The 15,954-nt window shown below is 72.7% G+C and carries 15 protein-coding genes; 8 read left to right on the top strand and 7 right to left on the bottom strand.

Annotation, left to right across the window (positions count from 1 at the left end):
- Window positions 1-2 precede the first annotated feature (2 nt).
- Complete coding sequence (locus tag ACTWPW_RS02195; RefSeq protein WP_443167801.1) at window positions 3-2,921, bottom strand: BTAD domain-containing putative transcriptional regulator; 2,919 nt, start codon at window positions 2,919-2,921, stop codon at window positions 3-5.
- A gap of 472 nt (window positions 2,922-3,393) precedes the next feature.
- Between ACTWPW_RS02195 and ACTWPW_RS02190 the strand changes: the two genes are divergently transcribed.
- From ACTWPW_RS02190 to ACTWPW_RS02175, 4 genes are all read left to right on the top strand, one after another.
- Window positions 3,394-4,677: a helix-turn-helix domain-containing protein gene (locus tag ACTWPW_RS02190; protein WP_375109033.1), complete on the top strand. Its 1,284-nt coding sequence runs from the start codon at window positions 3,394-3,396 to the stop codon at window positions 4,675-4,677.
- Window positions 4,678-4,738: 61 nt separating this feature from the next.
- Complete coding sequence (locus ACTWPW_RS02185) at window positions 4,739-5,359, top strand: copper resistance CopC family protein (protein WP_443167800.1); 621 nt, start codon at window positions 4,739-4,741, stop codon at window positions 5,357-5,359.
- Entirely contained in the window at window positions 5,356-7,332 is a 1,977-nt protein-coding gene (locus ACTWPW_RS02180) for a cytochrome c oxidase assembly protein (protein ID WP_443167799.1), read from the top strand. Before ACTWPW_RS02185 ends, ACTWPW_RS02180 begins: the two co-directional genes overlap by 4 nt.
- Before the next feature lie 210 nt (window positions 7,333-7,542).
- A complete protein-coding gene (locus tag ACTWPW_RS02175) occupies window positions 7,543-7,932 on the top strand; it encodes a sensor histidine kinase (protein ID WP_375109036.1) in 390 nt (129 codons plus the stop codon).
- Between the two features lie 91 nt (window positions 7,933-8,023).
- Here the strand turns inward: ACTWPW_RS02175 and map are convergent, their stop codons facing one another.
- Window positions 8,024-8,872 (bottom strand): type I methionyl aminopeptidase, encoded by an 849-nt coding sequence (gene map, locus ACTWPW_RS02170; protein ID WP_375109037.1) that lies wholly within the window; start codon window positions 8,870-8,872, stop codon window positions 8,024-8,026.
- Window positions 8,873-8,904: 32 nt separating this feature from the next.
- On the opposite strand from map, the gene ACTWPW_RS02165 reads away from it, so the two are divergent.
- Entirely contained in the window at window positions 8,905-9,081 is a 177-nt protein-coding gene (locus ACTWPW_RS02165) for a hypothetical protein (protein ID WP_364113667.1), read from the top strand.
- A 54-nt stretch (window positions 9,082-9,135) separates the two neighbouring features.
- On the opposite strand, the gene ACTWPW_RS02160 is transcribed toward ACTWPW_RS02165, so the two are convergent.
- Both ACTWPW_RS02160 and ACTWPW_RS02155 read right to left on the bottom strand, forming a co-directional pair.
- A complete protein-coding gene (locus ACTWPW_RS02160) occupies window positions 9,136-9,783 on the bottom strand; it encodes a cyclase family protein (RefSeq protein ID WP_375109038.1) in 648 nt (215 codons plus the stop codon).
- Window positions 9,780-10,034, bottom strand: coding sequence for a CBU_0592 family membrane protein (locus tag ACTWPW_RS02155; RefSeq protein WP_443167798.1), 255 nt, complete (start codon window positions 10,032-10,034; stop codon window positions 9,780-9,782). The genes ACTWPW_RS02160 and ACTWPW_RS02155 overlap by 4 nt, the downstream gene beginning before the upstream one ends.
- A gap of 72 nt (window positions 10,035-10,106) precedes the next feature.
- Between ACTWPW_RS02155 and ACTWPW_RS02150 the strand changes: the two genes are divergently transcribed.
- On the top strand, window positions 10,107-11,054 hold the full coding sequence (locus ACTWPW_RS02150) for a LysR family transcriptional regulator (protein ID WP_443167797.1): 948 nt from the start codon (window positions 10,107-10,109) through the stop codon (window positions 11,052-11,054).
- A gap of 19 nt (window positions 11,055-11,073) precedes the next feature.
- Here the strand turns inward: ACTWPW_RS02150 and ACTWPW_RS02145 are convergent, their stop codons facing one another.
- Window positions 11,074-11,652 carry a hypothetical protein gene (locus ACTWPW_RS02145; RefSeq protein ID WP_375109041.1) on the bottom strand — a complete coding sequence of 193 codons (579 nt, stop codon included), beginning with the start codon at window positions 11,650-11,652 and terminating at the stop codon, window positions 11,074-11,076.
- 169 nt (window positions 11,653-11,821) lie between these two features.
- Here ACTWPW_RS02145 and ACTWPW_RS02140 point away from each other — a divergent pair, with 169 nt between their 5' ends.
- Window positions 11,822-12,964, top strand: coding sequence for a lipase family protein (locus ACTWPW_RS02140; RefSeq protein ID WP_375109042.1), 1,143 nt, complete (start codon window positions 11,822-11,824; stop codon window positions 12,962-12,964).
- Between the two features lie 57 nt (window positions 12,965-13,021).
- Window positions 13,022-13,675 (top strand): NADPH-dependent F420 reductase, encoded by a 654-nt coding sequence (gene npdG, locus ACTWPW_RS02135; protein ID WP_375109043.1) that lies wholly within the window; start codon window positions 13,022-13,024, stop codon window positions 13,673-13,675.
- A 132-nt stretch (window positions 13,676-13,807) separates the two neighbouring features.
- On the opposite strand, the gene ACTWPW_RS02130 is transcribed toward npdG, so the two are convergent.
- Both ACTWPW_RS02130 and yczR read right to left on the bottom strand, forming a co-directional pair.
- Window positions 13,808-14,494, bottom strand: a complete 687-nt coding sequence (locus tag ACTWPW_RS02130; RefSeq protein ID WP_443167796.1) for an alpha/beta hydrolase — start codon at window positions 14,492-14,494, stop codon at window positions 13,808-13,810.
- A gap of 13 nt (window positions 14,495-14,507) precedes the next feature.
- Complete coding sequence (gene yczR / locus ACTWPW_RS02125) at window positions 14,508-15,929, bottom strand: aminotransferase class I/II-fold pyridoxal phosphate-dependent enzyme (RefSeq protein ID WP_443167795.1); 1,422 nt, start codon at window positions 15,927-15,929, stop codon at window positions 14,508-14,510.
- Window positions 15,930-15,954 lie beyond the last annotated feature (25 nt).

The following is a 15,954-nucleotide window of genomic DNA, read 5'->3' as shown; positions in this document are numbered from 1 at the left end:
CGTCACGCCCTGGCCGCGCGCTCGCGGGCCGCCCGCACGGCCGCCTGCTCCTCCCTGAGCTCCTGCTCCCAGCGGACGTGACCGTGCCCCCCGCCGCCGAAGGCGGCCTCGGACAGCCACGACTGCGCCTGGGCCAGGTCACCCAGGGTCCGGTAGGCCCGCGACAGCCTGATCAGGCAGCGGACGAGCGCGATCCGGTAGCCCGTGAGCTTGAGCAGCTCATGGGCGTCCAGCAGATGGGGCAGGGCTTGCTCGGGGTCGTCCAGGTCGAGGTGGCACTCGCCGATCGCCAGCTGGATCTGCCCCTTGTGCCCGGCGTCGCCCACGTCGTCGGCGTCGGCCAGCCCTTCGTACAGCGGCTTGAGCGCCTCCCCGGCGCGGCCCGCCCCCCGCAGGGCGTTGCCCATGGCCATCATCGCGTACCGCACGCCCACGCGGGCCCCGATGCTCCTGGCCAGCGGGAGCTGGAGCTCGGCCCAGGGCAGCGCCTCCGCGTGGCGCTCGGCCGTGTTGTAGGTGGTGGCCAGGTTGCCGAGCGTGCGCATCTCGCTGAAGGCGTCGCCGAGCCGCCTGGCCAGCTCCAGCTCGGCGTGGAGGTGCTCGACGGCCTCGTCGATGCGTCTCAGCATGCGCAGGGAGTTGGCGAGGTTGTCGTGCGCGAGCAGCACGCTCGCGTGGTCCTCGAGCCGCAGGGCGACCCGCAGCAGCTGGGTGTCCAGCTCCAGCGCCTCGGTCATGTGGTAGGCCCGCTCCAGGTGCCAGTGCAGGCCGAGAGCGATGTTGGCGCCGAGCGCGGCGACCGCGTCGTCGGGGGACCTCAGCGCCTGTGAGGCCGCGGCGAACAGGACGGTCTCCTCCTCGAACAGCCACGCGACCGCCTCCTCGCGGTCGGCCACCGCGTGCGGCACCGCGTCGACCGGGGCCGACATCTTCGTGCGGTGCGGCTCGCTGACGTGACTGGCCAGGCGGGTCGAGGCGGCGTAGTAGGACAGCGCGCGGATCAGCGGCTCCCGGGCGTCGTCCGGGCGCAGCTCGACGGCGAAGAGCCGGACGAGGTCGTGCAGCCGGTAGCGGCCCGGGGCGCCGCGTTCGAGCAGATGGGCGTCCACCAGCCGCTCCAGGGCCGCCTCGGCCTCCGGCACCGGGGCCCCGAGCAGCGCCGCCGCCGGCTCGGCGGTCACCTCGGGCACGTGCAGGACGCCCAGCAGCGCCAGGGTGCGCGCGGCCAGCCGGTCCACCGGGCGCGAGCCGCGCTCCAACGCGTTGAGGCTGGCCGCCAGGCTGGAGCGGACGGCCAGGTCGCCCACCGAGAGCTCGTGCAGGCGCCGCCGCTCGTCGCTCAGCCGCCTCGCCAGCGCCGACACGCTCCAGTCCGGGCGGCTGGCCAGGCGGGCCCCGGCGATGCGCAGGGCCAGCGGGAGGCCGTCGCACAGGCGTACGAGCCTGGCCGTCTCCGCCTGGTCGGCCGCGACCCGGCCCGCGCCGGCGAGCTTGGCCAGCATCGTCGCCGACTCGGCGTCGGACATCCTGCGCAGCTCCACCTCGACGGCGTCCTCGCCCCAGATCATGCTCTCGCGGCTGGTCACCAGCAGGGTGCTGCCGGACGGCACCGACAGCAGCGGCCGGATCTGCGCCAGGTCAGCGGCGTCGTCCAGGAGCGCCAGCACCCGCCGGCCGTGCAGCCGGGTGCGCCACATGGCCGCGGCCTCGTCGAGGTCGGCGGGCACCGCCTCGGCCGGCACACCGAGGCCCCGCAGGAAGCGGCCGAGCACGTCGAGCGCGGTCAGGGCGGACAGCTCCGGGGTGGCGCCGTGGCAGTTGACGTACAGCTGGCCGTCGGGGAAGTAGTCCTTGACCTGATGGGCGGCCTGCGCGGCCAGCGCCGACTTGCCGACGCCCGGGGGCCCGGAGACGATCACCAGGGGTCCCGGCGGGGCGGCGTCCCAGGGGGCCAGGCGCACCTTGAGCCGTACGCACTCCCGTGTCCTGCCCACGAACTCGGTGAGCGGGCGGGGGAGCTGGTGCGGCACTCCAGAGGTTCCGGCCGGCGTTTCCGTGGCGGAGCCGGCGGACGTCTCACCGGACGTTGTCGCTCGGGTCCCCGCGGTCGTCGCTCCGGTCGCCGTCTCGTAAGTCGCCTCCGGCGTCGCGGGGGAGACGGTGTCGGCGCGCAGCACCATCTCGTGGCAGCGGCGCAGCCCCTCACCCGGTGACAGGCCCAGCTCCTCGGCGAGCAGCACCCGGCCCCGCTCGTAGACCTCCAGCGCCTCCGCCCGCAGGCCCGAGTGGAACAGGGCCGTCATGAGCAGCTCGCGCACCCGCTCGCGCAGGGGATGGCGCCGGGTCAGGTCCCGCAGGTCGTCGGTGACCTCCTGGTGGCGGCCCAGCCGTAACAGGCTCTCGGCGCGGCGCTCGAGGGCGGCCAGCCGCAGGTCGTCCAGGCGGGCCCGCTCGGTCTCGGAGAAGGGACCCGACAGGCCGCTCAGCGCGGTGCCGCGCCACATCGCCAGGGCCTCGTCGAGCTGCCGCACCGCCTGACGGTCGTCGCCCTCGCCCTGCGCCAGCCGGGACCGCCTGACCAGGTCGGCGAAGAGCAGCGCGTCCACCTGCGCGGGCTCCAGGCGTAAGACGTAACCGGCCGTGGTCCCGGCCAGCACCCGTGACGGCTCGCGGTGGCCGCGGTCGGGCTCGAAGGCGCGGCGCAGGCCCGCGATGTAGGTGTAGACGCTCTGCTCGGCGTTGCGCGGGGCACCGTCGCCCCAGATCCCGGCGACCAGGCGGTCCATCGGGACGGGCCGGGCCGCCGATGTGGCGAGGACGGCCAGGACGGTCTGCTGACGGGGCGGGCCGATGTCGAGGGACAGGGAGCCGCGGGTGGCCGTCACCGCGCCCAGGACGCGGATGAAGATCTCCTCGCTCACGCCGCCCTCCGCTGCCGGTCCGAACCCGTTGTCAAGCAGGCAGCGTAATCGCTCTCCCGCGGTCGTCCAGGCAACGATGTGATGTAGATCGAATGTAGAGCCCCCGCGTTAGACTGGCGGCAGCGTTTGGGGACGGGGAGAAGATCTCGCGGGGAAGAGGGGATGCATCGCGGTGCGGTGCCGGTCTTCCGTATGGGGAGGCCCGGCCTGCCGGGGCACGGTGCGGTGTCGGCCGACGGCAGGCGGACGCATCCCCCCTCACCCGGACCTCACGTCAGCAGCAGGTGCTGTCGTCCATGCTCCCGTAGAGGGAAGACGTAGCGGCGCTCGCGGCCGTAGCATTACCTCCAACGGTCACCGCGACCGCTAGCGCGGCGACTAGAGCGGACAGGGCAAGACGCATTCGCATGGGGTTCTTCTCCCTCGCCTGTGTGGGGTTGCTCGGACATTATTTTCTCAGGGAGCGACGACTGTGACCACATCTGACCTGGTCGGACTCCGTATTAAGACGGTTCGGCGACAACGCGGCCTGTCACAGGCGCAGCTGGCGCACCCCGAGTTGTCGGACAGTTACGTCTCGTTGATCGAGAGTGGCAAGCGTACCCCGACCCCTGCGGTTCTGGAGCTGCTGGCCCAGAAACTGGACTGCTCGCTGTCCTATCTGATCAACGGCGTGACCGCGGAGCAGATGGAGGACATAGAGCTGGCCCTCGGCTATGCGCGGCTGGCGCTCGAGAACGGCGAGGTCCAGGAGGCCCGCACCCGCTTCGCCGAGCTGCTGGCGAACAATAACCTGACAGGGCTCACCGGCCTTCGTCAAGAAACGGAGTTCGGGCTGGCCCTGGCCACCGAGGCCTGCGGCGAGCTCGACGAGGCGATCTCCATCCTGCTCAGGCTGCGCGAGGAGGACCAGTCGCCCGAGCGTCGCATCGAGATCGCCATGGTGCTCTGCCGCTGCTACAAGGAGAGCGAGCGGATGACCGAGGCCGTCGAGGTGGGCGAGCAGATGCTGGCCGGCAACACCCGCCAGCCCTGGACCGACCAGCTCGTCGAGCTGGCCGCCACCCTCCTGGCGGCCTACGTGCTGCGCGGCGACCTGCTGCGGGCCCGCCAGTTCGCGGCCGAGCTGCTCAACGCGGCCGACGCGCTCGGCACCCCGCGCTCGATCGTGGCGGCCAACTGGAACGCCTCGACCGTCGCCTACGCCACCGGCCACAACGAGGAGGCGCTCTCCTTCGCCGAGCGCGCCATGGCGGTCCAGGTGGAGACCGGCCAGCCGCGCAGCATCGCGAGGCTGCGGATCACGCTCCTGCAGCGCCGGCTCAGGGCCCGCCCGGCCGAGGTGGAGTCCGTACGCGACGGGCTGCGCGCGGCGGTCGTCGAGCACGAGCAGACCTCGACCAGCCGGACCGACCGGGCCCGCTGCCACGTCGAGCTGGCCTTCGCCGAATACATGGCCGGCAACTACGACAAGGCCGTCGAGCACGCCGTGACCGGCAGGAGCCTGGTGCCCGAGTTCGGTCACGTGCTCGGCGCCGAGGCCAACCTCCTGCTGGGCCGGATCTACGGCGCCGTCGGCCGCGAGGGCGAGGCGTCCGGGCACGTGGCGTCGGTGCGCGACTGGCTCACCCCGCTGCCGCACTCCCGCCGTCCCGCCGCCATGTGGTACGCCACGGCCGAGACCATGGAGCAGCTCGGCGACTCCGACGGGGCCGTGGAGGCATACCAGCGGGCACTGGCCTGCGCCGGGCTGTAGGGCACCGGTTCGCGGAGCGAAGTCCGGACCGGGCGGCGGCGTCGGTAGCCTTGGGGATGCCATGAAGAGAACCCCACTCGCGGCCCTCACCGCGATTCTCGCCGCCGCCCTGCTCGTGTTCGGCTCCGCCGCGCCCGCGCTGGCCCACGACGCGCTCAAGAGCAGCTCCCCGGCCAAGGGCGCCAAGGTCAAGTCGCTGGAGGAGGTCAGGCTCGAGTTCACCGCCAAGGTGCGCATGCCGTTCGTCATCGTGCGCGGCGACGGTGACGCCGAGCACCAGCGCGGCAAGCCCGAGCTGGACGGCGCGGTGGTGACACAGGCCGTCGACGGGCCGCTGCCCGACGGGAAATACACGATCGCCTACCGGGTCGTGTCCTCCGACGGGCACCCGATCGAGGGGGAGATCCCGTTCCGGGTGGAGGGGGCGGAGCCACCGTCCCCCAGCCCCAGCGCCGCTGCCACCGCTCCTGAGGCGCAGAGCAGCGCTCCGGCCGCCGAGACGGCCCCGAGCGCGAGCCCGCCGTCCCCCGCCGGGAGCCCGGCCGGGAGTTCCGCCGCGGCGGCCGAGCAGGCCTCCGCCGCCCAGGACGTCTCCTTCCCGGTCTGGCTGATCATCGTGATCGGCGCCCTCGTCGGCATCGGCATCGGCTTCCTGCTCAGCGGCCGGAGAAAGAAGCCATGAGCCGGGCGGCGCGCCTCGCGCTCGCGGCCACGGCGGCCGCGATCGTCGCCCTGGTCATCGGCATGATCGCCGGAGGCAGGGCGTTCCCCAGGATCATTCCCGGGCTGCCCGACTCCGGCGCGGTCGTCAGGTGGGGCCTGCCGCTGTCCAAGCTGCTCATGGACGCGGCCGGCGTGGTCACCGTCGGCCTGCTGCTCATGGCCGCCGCGCTGCTGCCCAACGACAAGGGCGTGCTCGGCAAGAGCGCGCTCGACTACGTCAAGGCCGCGTCGTGGGCGGCGCTAGTGTGGGCCGGGTCGGCGTTCCTCGCCATCGTGTTCGGCGCCGCCGAGTCCATCGGCAGGACCGTGCCCCAGATCCTCGAGCGCACCATCCTGACCAGCTACGCCACCCAGACCACGCAGGGCGTCGCGCTGACGCTCGTGGTGCTGTTCGGGGTGGCGATCGCGCTGTTCTCGCGGGGCGCCATCACCGCCGGGGCCGCCGCCGGGCTGCTGGTGTTCGCGCTGGTGACGCTGCTGCCCGCGCCGCTCACCGGGCACACCTCCTCCTCGCCCAACCACGACCTGGCCACCTCGTCGGTGTCGCTCCACCTGCTCGCGCTCGCCCTGTGGGTGGGCGGGCTCGGCGTCCTGGCGCTGCACGCGCTGCGCAAGCAGCCGCAGCTCGACGTGGCCGCGGCGCGGTTCTCCCGGATGGCGCTGTGGTGCTACGCCGGGGTGGGGTTGTCCGGCGTGTTCAGCCTGGTGGCCCGGCTGGGCGCGGTCTCCGACCTGTGGACCTCCGAGTACGGCCTGCTCGCCGTGGTCAAGATCGTGGCGTTCGTGCTGCTCGGCTACGTGGGCTACTGGCACCGCCAGCGCACGCTCGTGGACCTCCAGGCCGGGAAGCCGCGGGCGTTCACCCGGCTGGCCGGCGGCGAGATGCTGCTGATGTTCGCCACCGTCGGCGTGGCCGTGGCGCTGTCGCGCACGCCGCCGCCCGAATACAGCGTCCCCGCCGACCGGGCCTTCGAGCTGCTCGGTTTCCCGCTCCCGCCCGAGCTCACCCTGGGCAACCTCGCCTCCCTGTGGTGGTTCGACCTGTTCTTCGCCGTGGTGGCGGGCGTGCTGGCCGGGCTCTACGGGGCCGGCGTGCTGCGGCTGCTCCGGCGCGGTGACAGCTGGTCATGGGGCCGCACCGCCTCCTGGTACGTGGGCGTGGCCCTGCTCGTGATCGCCACGCAGAGCGGCCTGGCGCGCTACGCCAAGGTCATGTTCGACGTGCACATGATCGAGCACATGACGCTGTCCATGATCGTGCCGATCTTCCTCGTCCTCGGCGGGCCCGTCACGCTGGCCCTGCGCGCGCTCAAGCCGGCGGCCAGGAGGGGCGACCGGGGGCCGCGGGAGTGGGTCACCACGATCCTGCACAGCCGGTTCACCAAGGTCATCACGCATCCGGTGGTGGCCACGTCGATCTTCATCGCCTCGACGTACGCGCTCTACTTCACGCCGCTGTTCGAGTCGGCCATGAACGAGCACCTCGGGCACATCTGGATGACCCTGCATTTCCTGATCAGCGGGAGCCTGTTCTTCTGGATGATCATCGGGGTCGATCCCGGGCCCAACAAGCTCCCGTACGTGTGGCGGCTGCTGATGCTCTTCGTCACGATGCCGTTCCACGCCTTCTTCGGCATCGCGCTGATGATGATGGGCTCGGTGATCGCCTCGGGCTGGTACGAGCAGCTCGGGCGGACGTGGGGCGACAGCCTGCTGCAGACGCAGCAGGACGGCGGGGCCATCGCGTGGGGGTTCGGCGAGATCCCGACGCTCATCGTGCTGCTGGCCATCGCCGTGCAGTGGTACAAGGACGATGACAGGCAGGCCCGGCGCACTGACCGCCGGGTCGACCGGGCCGGCGCAGGGGACCCCGAACTCGACTCCTACAACGCCTATCTCGCCCGTCTCAACCGTGCTGACAAGGGCGAGTAGCCGTTCGGCCATGGCCTGCTACCTTCCGACAACAAGTCTCAGGACCGCCAGGTAGCCTTTCTTTCAGGGGAGACGGGCATAACCTCATCAGCTAGCGTGCGCAGGCCTTGAGGGGGGATGCGCACCGCGAGGTTGGGAGCGCCGGAGTGGGGACCGGCGTGGGCCCGGGGTGCCAAGGAAGGCGAGAACCAATTGTCGGAAGAGACGCGGATGCGCGGGGGGCAGAGTCTGGCCGAGGCGCTCGAGAGCTATCTCGCCGAGTGGTCGGAGCGCACCGGAATCGCGGTCGAGACGTGGGCGCTGCCCACGACCGACGTGCCCTCGCGCGTCTCGGAAGGCGTCATGGCGGTCATGCGTGAGGCGCTGTCCAACGTGGAGCTGCACAGCAGGGCCCGGACCGTGTCCATCGCCGTGACGGCGGGCAGGAGCGGGCTGCGCATGACCGTCAGCGACAACGGTCAGGGGTTTCCCGCGACGGGGGCCGGGCGGGGGATCGCCCGGATGCGGGCGGCTTTCGCGGAGATCGGCGGGAGCCTTTCGGTGAACAGCGTGCATGGCGAGGGCACCACGGTGACCGGGGTGGTGCCCCGGCACAAGTGACCGCCTCACCGTCCTGCCGGCCTCGCATGCCTGGCCTGGCCGGACGGGTGTGGCGAGGGGCGGCCGGCGCGTGGTGCCGCACCTCGGGCCGTCAGGGGAGGGTGAGGATTTCGCTGCCGCTGTCCGTGACCACGATCGTGTGCTCGAACTGGGCCGTGCGCTTGCGGTCCTTGGTCACCGCCGTCCACTTGTCCGGCCAGATCTCGTACTCGATCGTGCCCAGCGTCAGCATCGGCTCGATCGTGAACGTCATCCCGGGCACCAGCTCCACCCGCAACGACGGGTCGTCGTAGTGAGGCACCATGAGGCCGGAGTGGAAGCTCGTGCCGATCCCGTGGCCGGTGAAGTCGCGCACCACGCCGTAGCCGAAGCGCTTGGCGTACGCCTCGATGACGCGGCCCACCACGTTGAGCTGGCGGCCGGGCGCGACCGCCCTGATGGCGCGCATCATCGCCTCGCGCGTGCGCTCCACCAGCAGCCGCGACTCCTCGTCCACCTCGCCCACCAGGTAGGTGGCGTCGGTGTCGCCGTGGACGCCGCCGATGAAGGCGGTGATGTCGACGTTGACGATGTCGCCGTCGCGCAGCACGGTGTCGTCGGGGATGCCGTGGCAGATGACCTCGTTGATCGAGGTGCACAGCGACTTCGGATAGCTCTTGTAGCCCAGCGTGCTCGGGTAGGCGTTGTGGTCGATGAGGAACTCGTGGCCGATCCGGTCGAGCTCGTCGGTCGTGACGCCCGGCCGGACGTGCTTGCCGACCTCCTCGAGGGCCTGGGCGGCGATCCGGCCCGCGACCCGCATGCGCTCGATCGTCTCGGGGTTCTTCACGTCGGACTCGCCGGTCTTGGGGCGCTTCTTGCCGACGTACTCCGGCCGCTCGATGTGCGCGGGGACCTTTCGCATGGGCGAGACTCGCCCTGGCTGGAGCAGTGTCGTCATGAAACACGAGTCTACGGGGCAGAATTGACCTCGTGAGCGAAGGCCAATGGTGGTTCTGTCTCAAGCACATGCGGGTCGAGCCCGACCAGGGCTGCCCCAACAAGGACCGGATGGGTCCCTACGCGTCGGAGCAGGAGGCTGCCGGGGCGCTGCAGCGCGCCGCCGACCGCAACAAGGCATGGGACGAGGCCGACCAGGACGACGAGTGACGGCCGAGTGACGGCTGGATGACGGCTGGGGTGCGACGCGGTAGGGCCCGACGGTCAGGGCACGACGGCGTACGCCCTGACGGGGAACGTGCCCATGCCGGCGACCATCGGTGGCGCGGCGTGGAAACGGAAGCCCTCGCCGGGCAGCGCCGCCAGGCCGGTCATGTGCTCCACCAGGGGGATCCCCGCCGCGAGCAGGATGGTGTGCGCGGGGCGTTCGCCGTGCGGCGGGGTGTCGTCGATGTTCAGGGAGTCGATCCCGACCAGCGCCGCGCCCTGCTCCGCCAGCCAGGCGGCCGATTCGGGGGCGAGGTAGGGGTGGTCGTGGAAGTACGCGTCCGTGCCGAAGTGGCGGTCCCAGCCGGTGTGGATCAGCACGGCCCGTCCCCGTACGTCCAGCCCCCGGTCCACGTGCACCGCGCGGCCCTGCCCTTGGGCGCGCACGACCAGGCCGGGCAGGTCGGCGAGCTTCGACAGCGGCACCTGCGACAGGTCCGGGCCGTCGGCGTAGCGGTGGTGGGGCGTGTCCAGGTAGGTGCCGGTGTTGGCGGCCAGGAAGATCGTTCCGATGTGGAACTCCGTGCCCGGCGCGTACACCTCGCGGGAGTCCTCCCTGCTCAGGTGCACCCCCAGCCGGGGTCCCGGAATGCCGGGGTAGGTGATCATGCCGTCGGTGATGCGGTGGCTGAGCTCGACGATCACTTGGCCGCCACCCCCATCCGCGCGAGCTTGACCAGGGCGACGACGCCGATGGCGGCCCACACCAGGTTGAGCCCGGCCGACGGCCAGGCGGCGCTGTAGGCGCTGTTGACCATGAGACCGAGCGAGCCGGCGAGGTTGACGAGCTGGTACGCCACCCCGTCCCCCGACAGGCGGGATGACGAGACGAGGGCGTAGCCGGCCAGCAGCAGGGCGGCGCCGATCCAGCCGACGGCGGCGAGCAGGAGATCCATGGCCGATATTGTCGGGAGCCGCGGCGATTAGCACAAATAACGAAATCTGAAGTCCAGCGTAAGCTGACCTGCATGGACATCGACCCTCGGCGGCTGCGCGTCCTGCACGAGGTCGCCCGGCGCGGTGGTGTGATGCGGGCCGCCGAGGCGCTCTTCCTGACGCCCTCCGCCGTCTCCCAGCAGCTCGCCCAGCTCGAACGCGAGGTCGGGCTCGCGCTCATCGACCGCTCCCAGCGCAGCGTCTCGCTCACCCCGGCGGGGCGGGTGCTGGCGGGGTACGCCGAGCGGGTGGAGGAGGAGCTGATCGAGGCCAAGCGGGAGCTCACCCGGTTCACCGAGCGGCTGGCCGGGCCCGTGCGCATCGCCGCCTTCCCCACCGTGATCAAGCACGTGCTGGTGCCCGCGATGCGCGAGCTGGCCGTACGCCATCCCAAGATCACGCCGGTCATCCACGAGATCTACGGGCAGCCGGCGCTGCAGGAGTTACGGCTGGGGGCGGTGGACGTGCTCATCACCGAGCAGGACATGAGCCTGCCCGTCCTGTCGCAGCCGTCGCTGAACACCCGGCTGCTCTACGTGGACGAATACCGCATCGTGGTGCCCCCGGGCTGGCCCGACCCGCCGTCCACGGTCGCCGACCTCATGCGGCGGCCCTGGGTGGCGAGCGAGCCGAGCCAGGCGTGCGGGCAGGCGCTGGAGCGGCTGGCGGGGCTGCACGGGTTCGAGGCGCGCAAGGTGCACGTCATCACCGAGTTCGGGCCGACGCTGGCGCTGGTGGCGGCCGGGCACGGGGTGGCGATCGTGCCGGCGCTGGCGCTGCTGGACGTGCCGGAGGGGGAGGTGCGGGTGAGCGACGTACGCGACGTGGGGGCGCGCCGGCTGGACGCCGTCACCAGGGTCAGCCGTACGCGGTCGGGGGAGCCGGACCCCGTGCAGGCCGTCGTGATCGGGGCGATCGAGGAGGCGACCGCGGCGCTGGAGGCGTCGCTGCGCGGACGGCTCGGAGAGCCGGTTCCCTGAACCGCCGCCGGGCGGGGCTCTAGTCGGTGATCCTGGGGCCGCTGACCTTCTCCAGGAGGCGGGCCAGGCGCTCGCGCAGGCCCGGCCGCTGCTCCACCTCGCCGGCCGCCGCGCTCACCAGGTGTTGTGCCCCGTCGAACGTCACCGGCCCGGCGCGCGGCACCGCGATCGCGTCGTGCGCCAGCCCGGCCAGCTCCGGGTCGCCGCCCTCGATCGCCAGGATGGTCGCCCCCGTGCGCCGCGCGTCGTCGACGCGTTCGAGCAGCGGGACCGGTGCCTGCTGCTCCGTCAGCACGAACAGCGTCTCCCCGCGGGCCGCCCGCTCCAGGCGGTCGAGCCCGACCGCCAGGTGGGCGGGCGCGCCGGCGGGCGGTGCCCAGCGCACCAGGGTGGGGGTGAGCTGGGGCAGGCCGGAGAGCCTTGCCTCGTCGCTCAGGTGTGCGGTCACGTGCCAGGGCTCGTCGTCGGGGCTGCCCACCACCAGCAGGCCGCCGGGCGAGCGGGTGGCGCGCAGGGCCAGGCCCAGCTCACGGGCGCGTTCGAGCCAGCCGGTCTCGGCCAGGAGTTCGCGCAGGAGGGCCACCGATCCTGAGTCCATGGCTCCATGGTGCCCGACGGGCATCCGGGGGGTGGTTGATTCGCGAGTGATGTATTGACACGAGGTGTGTTCACCGGTCATTTCGGGCCTTGACATTGAGTTACCCTCGGGTAACGATCGGCTCGCGGCGCCGCCGTCCCAAAGTGGTCCTCACGGAGAGGGGCGGCACATGACCTTACGTGTGCGCGTCAGCATGTCCATGATCCTGTTATCGATCATGTCGCTCACCGCGGCGCCGGCCCGCGCCGCGGCCCCCGGAGACGTCGTCTCCGCCCAGCCCACCACCGTCTACCTGCTGCCGGGCAAGCTGCTCGAGGTCCCGGTCAACGCCTGGCACCTCCGCTACACCTCCACCTCCGCCACCGGCTCGCCCAACACGGTCTCCGGCACCCTGCTCGTGCCGAAGTCCGGCTACCCGCTCGGCGCGCGCCCGATCATCGGGTACGCGTTCGGCACCCACGGACTCGGCGACCAGTGCGCCCCCTCGGTCAGCATGAGCCAGGGCAGGGAGGCCGAGCTGGCGCTGGTGAGCCTGTTCCTGCTCAAGGGGTTCGCGGTCGCGATGACCGACTACGAGGGGCTCGGCACGCCCGGTCAGCACACGTACATGGCCGGGATCTCGCAGGGGCACGCCGTGCTCGACGCGATCAGGGCCGCCACCCGCGTGTCCGGGGCCGGCCTGTCCGGCCGGGCGCCCGTCGGCGTCATGGGGTACTCGCAGGGCGGCGCGTCCGCCGGGTGGGCCGCGCAGCTCCAGCCGTCGTACGCACCCGAGCTCCGGCTGCGCGGCGTGGCGGCCGGCGGGGTGCCGGCCGACCTGCACGCGGTCGCGATCCACCTGGACGGCAGCCCCGACTTCGGCCTGGGCGCGGCGGCCGGGGTGGGGCTCGACGCCGCCTACCCCGAGCTCGACCTCGAGGCCGACCTCAACGACCGGGGCCGGGCGCTGCTCGCCGACGCCGCCGACGACTGCGTGGGCGACCTCGGCAAGCTCGCCGGGCTCCGCTTCGCCGACCTGAGCCCGATCGACCTGCTCAACCAGCCCAAGTGGCTGGTGCGCCTGGCCGAGAACCGGCTGGGGGCCACGGCGCCGCGGGTGCCGATGTTCCTGTACCACGCGCGGGGCGACCAGATCATCCCGCTCGCGGTCGGGTCCACGCTGCGCTCGGAGTACTGCCGGGCCGGCGTGAACGTGCGCTGGGCCGCGCTGCCCGCGCCGGACCACGTCACGGGCGCCATCGAGGGCGGCCCGCTGGCCATCGAGTGGCTGGCGCTGCGGATCCTGGGGCTGCCCGCCTTCGGTAACTGTTAGAGGGGAACACCGGGCCCGCCCGGTCGCCGGACCGGGCGGGCCTGACATGATCTGGCTATGACAGAGGTGAACGGGCTTTCCATCGGCATCCTCGGCGGCACCGGCGACCAGGGGAAGGGGCTGGCGCGGCGGTTCGCGCTGGCCGGGCATCCGGTGCTCATCGGGTCGCGCAGCGCCCAGCGTGCCCAGGAGGCGGCCGACTCCATCGGGGCGGGCGCGTCCGGTGACGAGAACGCCGCCGTGGCGGCGCGGGCCGACATCGTGATCGTCGCGGTGCCGTACGAAGGGCACAAGGCGTTGCTGGAGTCCCTGCGGGGCGAGCTGGCCGGGAAGATCGTGGTCGACTGCGTCAACCCGCTCGGCTTCGACAAGCAGGGGGCGTACGCGCTGCCGGTCGAGGAGGGCAGCGCCGCGCAGCAGGCCGCGGCCGTGCTGCCGGACAGCCGGGTGGTGGCGGCCTTCCACCACGTGTCGGCCGTGGTGCTGATGGACCCGGCGGTGGACAAGGTCGACCTGGACGTGCTGGTGCTGGGCGACGACCGCGAGGCCACCGACACGGTGCAGGCGCTGGCCGAGGTCATCCCGGGGGTGCGCGGGGTCTACGGCGGGCGGCTGCGCAACGCCCACCAGATCGAGGCGCTGACCGCCAACATCATCTCGGTGAACCGCCGCTACAAGGCGCACGCCGGGCTGCGCATCACCGACATCTGATCCGCGATCGCCCCGGTCGGGTGGTCGCGTACCGGGCCGGGGGCCGGGTGAAGGCGGGGCGGTCTCTGTGGCCGGGTCTCCGCGGCCGGGTCTCCGCGGGCCGGGTCTCCGCGGGCCGGGCCGGTGCGGTGTTCAGGACTTCCGGGAGAGTTTGAGCAGCGCGTCCGTGACGCCCTCGGGATCGACGATCTGGTGCAGGTGCATGCCGGGCACCCGGGTGACCGGCCAGCCCCGGCGGGCGGCCTCCTCGGCGACCCCGTCGTACGGCGGGCCGAACCACAGGCACGAGCACCTGACGTCGTCCCACCCGGCCGGCACGGGGATCGCCTGCGTGTAGTAGTCGAGCGGCAGCCGCGGCTGCTCGGCCGCCACCCGGATGCGCACGGCGGGATCGGGCAGCATGGCCACCACGTCCTCCTCGTCCCACCAGTCGGTCCAGCGGGGCAGCACCCCGTCGGGGCCGGCCAGGTCGTGCAGGAACGGCAGGAACCCCTCCTCGGCCGTCCTGACCAGGCCCTCGCGCGGCGGGATGTGCGCGTCGGCGAACACGCAGGCCACCACCCGCTCGCCCAGCCCCTCCTTGATCGCGGGCAGGAAGAACCCGGCGTTGCTGTGCGCGGCCAGCACGACCGGGGTGTCGGGGGTGGCGGCGCGCACCGTCTCCACGATCCGCGGCCAGTAGGGCGCCCCGCCCGTCGCGACCCCGGTCAGGTCGGGCACCACCGCCGCGTGTCCCCGGCGCTCAAGCGACTCGGCCACGGGACCCCACGTCGAGGGCCCGACGGAGGGGCTGTGCACGAGTACGAACGTCGTCTGCATGTGACCCACCCTTTCAGACGACCAAGGTGTGACGGGAGACCGTGCGCCCCGCCCCGTCGAAGGAAGCCCAGGCCACGGCCAGGTTGTTCACCGCTCGCGAAAGCTCCTCCTCCGGGAACAGGAAGTGCAGCCGCATGTGGTCGGCGTGCCCGCCCACCGGATCGAACGACCTGCCGGGCGGCACCGCGACCCCGTGCCTGAGCGCCACCTGGGAGAAGGAGTCGACGTCGCCGCGCGGGATGCGCACCCAGATGGTCTGCCCCCCGAGCGCGGGCTCGAACGTCCAGGACGGCAGTCGGGCCCGCAGCTCGGCGCAGAGGTGGTCGTGCCGGGCGCGCAGCTTGCCGACGCGCCAGGCGCGTACCTCGTCCAGGCGGCGCAGCAGCGCGACGGCCGCGTACTGGCTGAAGATCTCGCCGCCGAGGTCGTGCACCGCGCGCAGCCGGGCCAGGCGCGAGGCCAGCGGCGCCGCCGCGCGGATCCAGCCGACCCGCAGCCCGCCCCAGACCAGCTTGCTCAGCGAGCCGACCGTGATCACCTGCTCGCCCCGCGCGAACGCGGCCAGCGGCGGCGGCGTCTCGCCCGAGAAGCACAGCTCGGCGCACACCTCGTCGTCGATCAGCGGCACGTCGTGCCTGACCGCCAGCTCGGCCAGCCGCCTGCGGGAGGGGTGGTCCATGACGGCGCCGTCCGGGTTGCGGGCCGTCGGGACGAAGTAGGCCAGCGCGGGACGTTCGCGCAGGTCCTCGATGCTCGCCGCGGATCGGACGACCGCCGCCGCGTGCCGGAACACCTCCAGCGAGCCCGGGTACGTCGGCGTCTGCGTCATCACCGTGTCGCCCGGCGACACCAGCAGCCCGGCGAGCAGGGTCAGCGCCCCCTGGGCGCCCGTCGTCACGACGATCTCCTCCGGCGCCGTCGGCACGCCCCGCCCCGTGTAGTACGCGGCCAGCGCCGCCCGCAGCGCCGGGTTCCCCGCCGGCTGGTAGCCCAGGTCGCGCACCCTGGCCAGGCGTTCCCCGGCCTCGGCGTACGCCTCGAACATCGCGGGCGGCGGGTCCTGCGGGGCGGCGCAGGTCAGCAGGGCCACGTCGTCCGGCGGGTGCAGGATGTGCTGCAGCAGCGGGTTGGCCGGCACGCCGTCGGCCGTCCTCGTGGCGGGCAGGTGGAGCTCGGCCACCCTGGTGCCGCTGCCCTGCCGGCGCACCACGCGGCTCTCCTGCTGGAGCAGGTCGTACGCGGCCACCACCGTGCCCCGGCCCACCGCCAGCCGCCGGGCCAGCACCCGGTCGGGCGGCAGCGGCTGGCCCGGGGGCAGCACCCCGTCGTCGATCAGCGCCCGCAAGCGGGCGGCGAGCAGCAGGTACAGCGGCCCGCGCCCCGACGCCCACCGGCCCAGCAGATCGACGAGATCATCGAGATTGGCCCCATTCATGGACCAATTCTGGCGTATTGGCTCT

The organism is Nonomuraea sp. KM90 (assembly GCF_052246675.1).
In the GTDB taxonomy this organism is placed as follows: Bacteria; Actinomycetota; Actinomycetes; order Streptosporangiales; family Streptosporangiaceae; genus Nonomuraea.
The sequence above is the reverse complement of the archived record's forward strand: the minus strand, read 5'-3'. Positions and strand labels throughout refer to the sequence as shown.